This is a genomic window from Polyangium fumosum, assembly GCF_005144585.1.
Taxonomy (GTDB): domain Bacteria; phylum Myxococcota_A; class Polyangia; order Polyangiales; family Polyangiaceae; genus Polyangium; species Polyangium fumosum.
The window spans coordinates 1-6,606 of sequence record NZ_SSMQ01000160.1; the positions used below are offsets into that span (position 1 = coordinate 1).

Annotated in this window: 4 protein-coding genes; all 4 read right to left on the reverse strand. The window is 69.5% G+C overall.

The genetic code is table 11. The features are described 5' to 3' along the window. Positions 1 to 109 precede the first annotated feature (109 nt). The 4 genes from E8A74_RS51330 to E8A74_RS51345 all read right to left on the reverse strand — a co-directional run bounded on the left by E8A74_RS51330 (position 110) and on the right by E8A74_RS51345 (position 6,174). Positions 110 to 679, reverse strand: coding sequence for an RNA polymerase sigma factor (locus E8A74_RS51330; protein WP_170230025.1), 570 nt, complete (start codon positions 677 to 679; stop codon positions 110 to 112). A gap of 496 nt (positions 680 to 1,175) precedes the next feature. Beyond that, positions 1,176 to 1,772 (reverse strand): hypothetical protein, encoded by a 597-nt coding sequence (locus E8A74_RS51335; protein ID WP_136936536.1) that lies wholly within the window; start codon positions 1,770 to 1,772, stop codon positions 1,176 to 1,178. Between the two features lie 220 nt (positions 1,773 to 1,992). Then, a complete protein-coding gene (locus tag E8A74_RS51340; protein WP_136936537.1) occupies positions 1,993 to 2,397 on the reverse strand; it encodes a hypothetical protein in 405 nt (134 codons plus the stop codon). A 3,126-nt stretch (positions 2,398 to 5,523) separates the two neighbouring features. Then, complete coding sequence (locus E8A74_RS51345) at positions 5,524 to 6,174, reverse strand: LexA family protein (protein ID WP_136936538.1); 651 nt, start codon at positions 6,172 to 6,174, stop codon at positions 5,524 to 5,526. Between the last annotated feature and the right edge of the window lie 432 nt (positions 6,175 to 6,606).

The following is a 6,606-nucleotide window of genomic DNA, read 5'->3' on the forward strand; positions in this document are numbered from 1 at the left end:
CCAGAGCTTCCGTCGCATCGTGGTACGGTACGAGCGCCACGTCGAAAACTTCCTTGGCTTTGTCCACCTCGGATGCATCGTCGTGTACCTCAGGAGACTCCTGGAAGATTTATGAGATGACTTCTAGCCAGACCGCCATTGCCGCGCCGCCCAGGACAAGCCCGGCCGCTACTGTGCCCGCAGGCTCGACCAGCGGTAAGAGCCTGCGAAGGCCGGCGAGTGTGCGAGCTCCGGGCGCGCGGTCGGCCGCCCCGGGAAGCTCGGGCGCGCCGTCGCGGCGGAACCATCGCTCGAACCACGCGATCGGCAGGATGATCGGGGCCTTGGGCTTCCGACGAGCCTCTTTCATCGCATCGGCAAGGCGCTGCATTGCCTGGTGCAGGTAGACGCGGGAGCGTTCGGGCGGGATTCCCAGCGCTTCGGCGATCTCCTCGTGCGACATGCCTTGATCCCATGCCGCGGAGAACACCGCTTGCATCCGAGGAGGAAGTTGGGGGCGCACGAGGGCGATCAATTCGAGACAGCCGGTTTGGCAGGCCATTTCCTCCGGGGTCGGTTCGTCGGACGGGACGCGCAGAATCGAGCGCAATCGTCGCGTGAGCAGCACGAACGGCCGTTGCTTGCGCTTATGGTAGCGGGCGGCCGTTCGGACTGCGATGATCCAGAGCCAGGGACGCAAGGGGCCGATAGGGGGGGGTTGTTCGTCGGCTCTTTTCCGCCTCGAACATCACCTCTTGCGTGATGTCGTCTCGGTCCTCGGGGGATGCGGTCCAACGCTCAGTCCATTCGAGGACGACGGGCCGGAGCGCCGCCAGTTCGTCGGCGGAAGGCGGGCCGGGGGGCGTCGACAGACAGGGGGCCAGGTTCATGACCTATAAAAGTGGCAGGCGACCCCCACGACGTTACCCCAGCTCGTGCGATTTTTGTAGCACCCTGGCGCATACAAACATACCTGCACTCGCGTTCAGGTTGATACGGTGGGCAACCCAGCGCACCCGCGAGGCGTTCGACATTCGTCGCGGATCGCGTTGCGGGGGTAGACACCTCCTCGCGACGGACGATTCATTCGAAAATTATGGGGCAATGGCGTGATCTGGTAAAGCTCCGCGGAAAAGGCAAAAGGCTCCCTGTACGGCGCGGAATGACACGCCGTCGAATGGATGAGACGCACGGTGTCACCGGGTCGGCGGACCACGCGCCATTGCGAGCGGCGCGGTCGTCTGCTGATTGCGGCGTGGTGGTCCCTGGACGTGGGACCTCAGGAGGTACGGCGATGCGCCTGGCGGGACGCTGGACGCGTCGAGCGGCGTCGGCTCGATGTTTGGCGCTCGATGGACTGGCGATGCGCCTGGCGGGGGGCTGGACGCGTCGAGCGACGTCGGCTCGTTCGTGGGGCGTGAATGGCCCGACGTGGCGCTTGGCGGGGCGCTGGACGCTTCCAGCGGCGAGGGGTCGACCAGGGGTCGCGGAGGGGCCGGCGTGGCGCTTGGTGGGGCGCTGGACGCTTCCAGCAGCGTCGACTCGACCGTAGTACGCACCGGCGGACCGTCGACAGGCAGCGCGTCGGGAACATGGGTCAGCGAGACCCGCTTGCCCGGATCACGTTTCAGGGCGTCGATTTGCTCGGGGGTAAGGGCATCGTCCGGCAGGCGCGTTTCGCCAGCAGGCCAGGAAAGGCCGACACGAACGGTGCGCCCTTCGCGGATTTCCTCGCGGAAACCGCAGCGATACACCTTGAAACCAGGGACGGGGGTGCAGGTGATGATCAGCATAGGCCTCCTTGCGCGGACTGATCCACCCATGGGTCGAAATGGGACGATTATGGTCCGTTGATGGCTGCATTGCGGCGCCTCCTGGTCTTCGTCGATGCGGGCGAGCTCGAGGCCGCGGAAGGATGAGGAAAAATTTCGGTCGAGCGCGGTCCGGGCGCGCCGGCCTCGGGGGAGATTTCGCCGCGGAGCTCGCCCCGCGCCGTCGCGCGCGAGCGGCCCTTCATGATCGCGACCGTCGAGCGCGAGGCGCGAGGGGCCGCGGAAACACGCGGTCGAGCGCGGTCCCGCCGCGTCGGCCTCGGGGGAGATTCCGCGGCGGAGCTCGCCCCGCGCCGTCGAGCGTGTCGAGCGTCGAGCCCAGCGGGCGCGTCCGTGCAAACCCTCGCACGTCCACGTCGAGCGCGCGCGTCGGGCCGCCCGCGTTTCCGCCACCCTGCATCCGGGCGCGGCGGAAATGCGGCATCGAGCGCGGTCCAAGGCATCGAAAGCACGCGAGGATTTCGGCGGGGACGTCGAGCGTGTTGAGCACGTCGAGCGCCGCGAGCCGGCGACCGTCGAGCACGTCGAGCGCCGCGAGCCGGCGACCGTCGAGAAATGGCCGAATGACCGCAGCATCCTGCATCATGCAGCGATGCACCCGTCCGCCTCGCGTGGCGTGACGCAGACACGGCGCATACGACGAGCACGAGGTACGGCGTGCGATTGGAGCGGTAATGCAAGCGGGTAGCGCGCACTGGCATCGAGCGTCGGCCGGTGGAATCGTGGCCCCGACAGACGGCAGGCGGAAACGGCCCCTTCACGCGGAAGCCTATTTCACGGGTAAACGCGCGCCCCGCGTGCGCCCGATCGAAGCGCGCTCGCCACGCTCGTCGTGCGTCCGGTACGTCGAGCACACGCGCGGCGCATCCTTAGTTTCCGCCACTTCGACCCCCCCGCATGCGGGGGTGGCGGAAATTCGATGTCGAGCGCGGTCCGGGCGCGTCGGCCTCGGGGGAGATTTCGCCGCGGAGCTGGCCCCGCGCCGTCGAGCGCGAGCATGCCTTCCGCGTCGCGAGCGTCGAGCGCGAGGCGCGAGGGGCCGCAGAAACACACGGTCGAGCGCGGTCCGGGCGCGCCGGCCTCGGGGAAGATTTCGCCGCGGAAATCGCCCCGACGTCGAGCGCGAGCAGGCCTTCCACGTCGCGACCGTCGAGCGCGAGGCACGAGGGGCGGCAGAAACACGCGGTCGAGCGCGGTCCGGGCGCGCCGGCCTTGGGGGAGATTTCGCCGCGGAGATCGCCCGCGCCCGTCGAGCGCGAGCAGGCCTTCCACGTCGCGAGCGTCGAGCGCGAGGCACGAGGGGCGGCAGAAACACGCGGTCGAGCGCGGTCCGGGCGCGTCGGCCTCGGGGAAGATTTCGCGGCGAAGATCGTCCGCGCCATCGAGCGTGTCGAGCGTCGAGCCCGGCGGGTGCGTCCGTGCAAACCCTAGCGCGTCCACGTCGAACGCGCGCGTCGGGCCGCCTGCGTTTCCGCCACCCTACATCCGGGCGCGGCGGAAATGCGGCATCGAGCGCGGTCATGGCCACGAGACCTCGGGGGAGATTTCGACGCGCGCCGCGCCGTCCGCCTCGATGCACGAGGCCGGCGAGCAGGGCGACAAGCACGAGGCCCACGTCGAGCGCCGCGCCCTCGACGCACCCGCCCCCCACGTCGAGCCCGCGGATTTACGCGGTCGGGCGCGGTCATGGCCGCGAGACCTCGGGGGGAGATTTCGACGCTCGACGCTCGACGCGCCGCCTCGATGCACGAGGCCGGCGAGCTGGGGCCGGCGTCGAGCACCGCGCCCCTCGATGGCCTCGGGGTCGGTCGCGACGCACCCGCCCCCCACGTCGAGCCCGCGGATCTTCGCGGTCGAGCGCGGTCACGGCCGCGAGACCTCGGGGGAGATTTCGACGCGCGCCGCTCGCCGCGCGCCGCCTCGATGCACGAGGCCGGCGAGCACAAGGTGCACCCGCCCCCCACGTCGGGCCCGCGGATCTTCGCGGTCGAGCGCGGTCACGGCCGCGAGACCTCGGGGGAGATTTCGCCGCTCGCCGCGCCGTCCGCCTCGATGCCCGAGGCCGACGAGCACGAGATCGGCGTCGAGCGCCGCGCCCCTCGATGGCCCCGGGGTCGGTCGGGACGCACCCGCCCCCCACGTCGAGCCCGCGGATCTACGCGGTCGAGCGCGGTCACGGCCGCGAGACCTCGGGGGGAGATTTCGACGCGCGCCGCTCGCCGCGCCGCCTCGATGCCCGGGGCCGACGAGCACGAGGCGCACCCGCCCCCCGCGTCGAGCCCGCGGATTTACGCGGTCGAGCGCGGTCATGGCCGCGAGACCTCGGGGGAGATTTCGACGCGCGCCGCTCGCCGCGCCGCCTCGATGCACGAGGCCGACGAGCACGAGGCGCACCCGCCCCCCGCGTCGAGCCCGCGGATTTGCGCGGTCGAGCGCGGTCCGGGCGCGTCGGCCTCGGGGAAGATTTCGCCGCGGAGATCGCCCGCGCCCGTCGAGCGCGAGCAGGCCTTCCGCGTCGCGGGCGTCGAGCACGAGGCGCGAGGGGCCGCAGAAACACGCGGTCGAGCGCGGTCCGGGCGCGTCGGCCTCGGGGGAGATTTCGCCGCTCGCCGCCCCCCGCGCCGTCGAGCGCGAGCAGGCTTTCCGCGTCGCGACCGTCGAGCGCGAGGCGCGAGGGGCCGCGGAAACACGCGGTCGAGCGCGGTCCCGGCGCGTCGGCCTCGGGGGAGATTTCGCGGCGAAGATCGCCCCCGCCGTCGAGCGTGTCGAGCATCGAGCCCGGCGGGTGCGTCTGTGCAAACCATCGCGCGTCCACGTCGAGCGCGCGCGTCGGGCCGCCTGCGTTTCCGCCACCCTACATCCGATCGCGGCGGAAACGCGGCATCGAGCGCGGTCCAAGCTATCGAAAGCACGCGAAGATTTCGGCAGGAGGGGGGCCGGCGGAAATGCAACCCCTCCGCGCCCCGAGGGCTCCCCCGCGTCCCAACGTCGAGCGTGTCGGGCGCATCGAGCGCCGCGACCTGGCGACCGTCGAGCGCGGCGAGCGTGGCGAGTCGGAGCCGATCGCGAAATGGCCGAATGACCGCCGCATCCGGCATCATGCTGCGATGGACGCGTCCGCCTCGCGTGGCGCGACGTCGACCCCCTGCATGCGACGAGCACGAGGTACGGGGTGCGATTGGAGCGGCAATTCAAGGGGGTAGCGCGTCCGAGCGTCGAGCGCCGGCCGGTGGAATCGTCCCCCAGACAGACGGCCGGCGGAAACGGTCCCCTTCACGGGAAAGCCCAATTCACGGGTAAACGCGCGCCCCGCGTGCCCTCGATCGAAGCGTGCTCGCCGCGCTCGTCGTGCGTCCGGTACGTCGAACGCGCGCGCGGCGCATCCTTAGTTTCCGCCACCTCGACCCCCCCGCATGCGGGGGTGGCGGAAATTCGATGTCGAGCGCGGTCAAGGGTGCGAAATTCCTGGGAAGATTTTCACGCCGTCAAACCAGCTAAGGATAGTATGCCGTTTCGGCCAACCGACGTCGAGTTCCGGCGCCTCCGAAGTCGGACTTTGGCACCTACACCAAGGCCGGCGAACACGAGGACCGCGTCGATCTCCGCGCCTCGCGATATACAAGTCTGGCGAGCACGCGGCTGACGCGAGCGCCGCGCCGGCTCGACGTACGAGGCTATCGAGTCACGAGCAAGCGCTCGCGGATCAAGCCCCTCATGCCGTCGCCTCACGACAGGCCGCCCGGTAGCGACTCGCGATCTTCGCCAGCAACGTCGCAGGAGGAGCACCGTTGCGCCCTGTTCCCTGGATGCTGATGGACAACATGATCCAGTCCGGAAACAGGTTGAAGTCGCACGCGGTGGCCACTTCCTCGCTCCAGTTCAACCCAACCTCGATGTACGCCTCGTCAGCCAGGGCTCGGTCGAGTTTATTGATGCGGCGCACGAACACTCGGAGGCCGTCAAGGCCATCCACGGCGAGATCCACGTAGGCGGGGCGTTTGCCATGCCCCCAACAAGAACCAAGGGTAACAAGGCGTCGATCTTCGCGGAGCGATTCAACCAAGCCCACGATCTCGGGATCAAGCGGATCGGTGACGTGCCCACTTGGACGGGTTGGCCGCTCCTCGGGAGGCTCGCGAGGCGGGCCCATCGCGGGTTCGACGATGATCCGAATCGAGCGAGCTTTTCCCGGCTCGCGGGCGATCAGTCCTCTCTGCTCCAACGCAATCACCATCCGATGAGCTACGGGCGACGATACGTGGAAGAACGCTGCCATTTCCGCCTCCGAAGGTGGCTCACGATGGAGCGCGACGTACGTGCGGATGTAGTCAAGGTAGGCCCGCTGCTTCGGCGTGACGTTCACGAGAGGGGTAAACGCGAGAGCGTACGCGTTGTCAACCCTGCATGCACTCGGAAGATCGTTCGACGGATCGTGGCGCGGGCCGACAGTCTGCGTTCGCGGGGGTTCGTCGCAGCGTACCCGCTAGGCATACAGAGCCGGCGGAGCCGCGCGATCGAGCGCGGTCACTGCCCGATGCCTCGTGCGTATTCCGAACCCACGTAGGCACGCGTTCCGACGGCACGTGGGCACGCGTTCCGACGGCACGTGGGCACGCGTTCCGACGGCACGTGGGCATCGATTCCGATGTGACATGGCCACCAGGTCGTAACGGACCCACCCCTCGGCCGATCCTGCGGTTTGCCGGAGGGTACGCCGGCAAACTTTGAGAGGGGATGGCGCTTGACGGTGGGTCGACGCCGGGCTCGACCCATGCATGCGCCGCGTGGTGGACGC

Bases quoted from the DNA above. Each gene is read 5' to 3' on its own strand.
- E8A74_RS51335 (WP_136936536.1), bottom strand. From the start codon at position 1,772: ATGCTGATCATCACCTGCACCCCCGTCCCTGGTTTCAAGGTGTATCGC.
- E8A74_RS51340 (WP_136936537.1), bottom strand. From the start codon at position 2,397: ATGATGCAGGATGCTGCGGTCATTCGGCCATTTCTCGACGGTCGCCGG.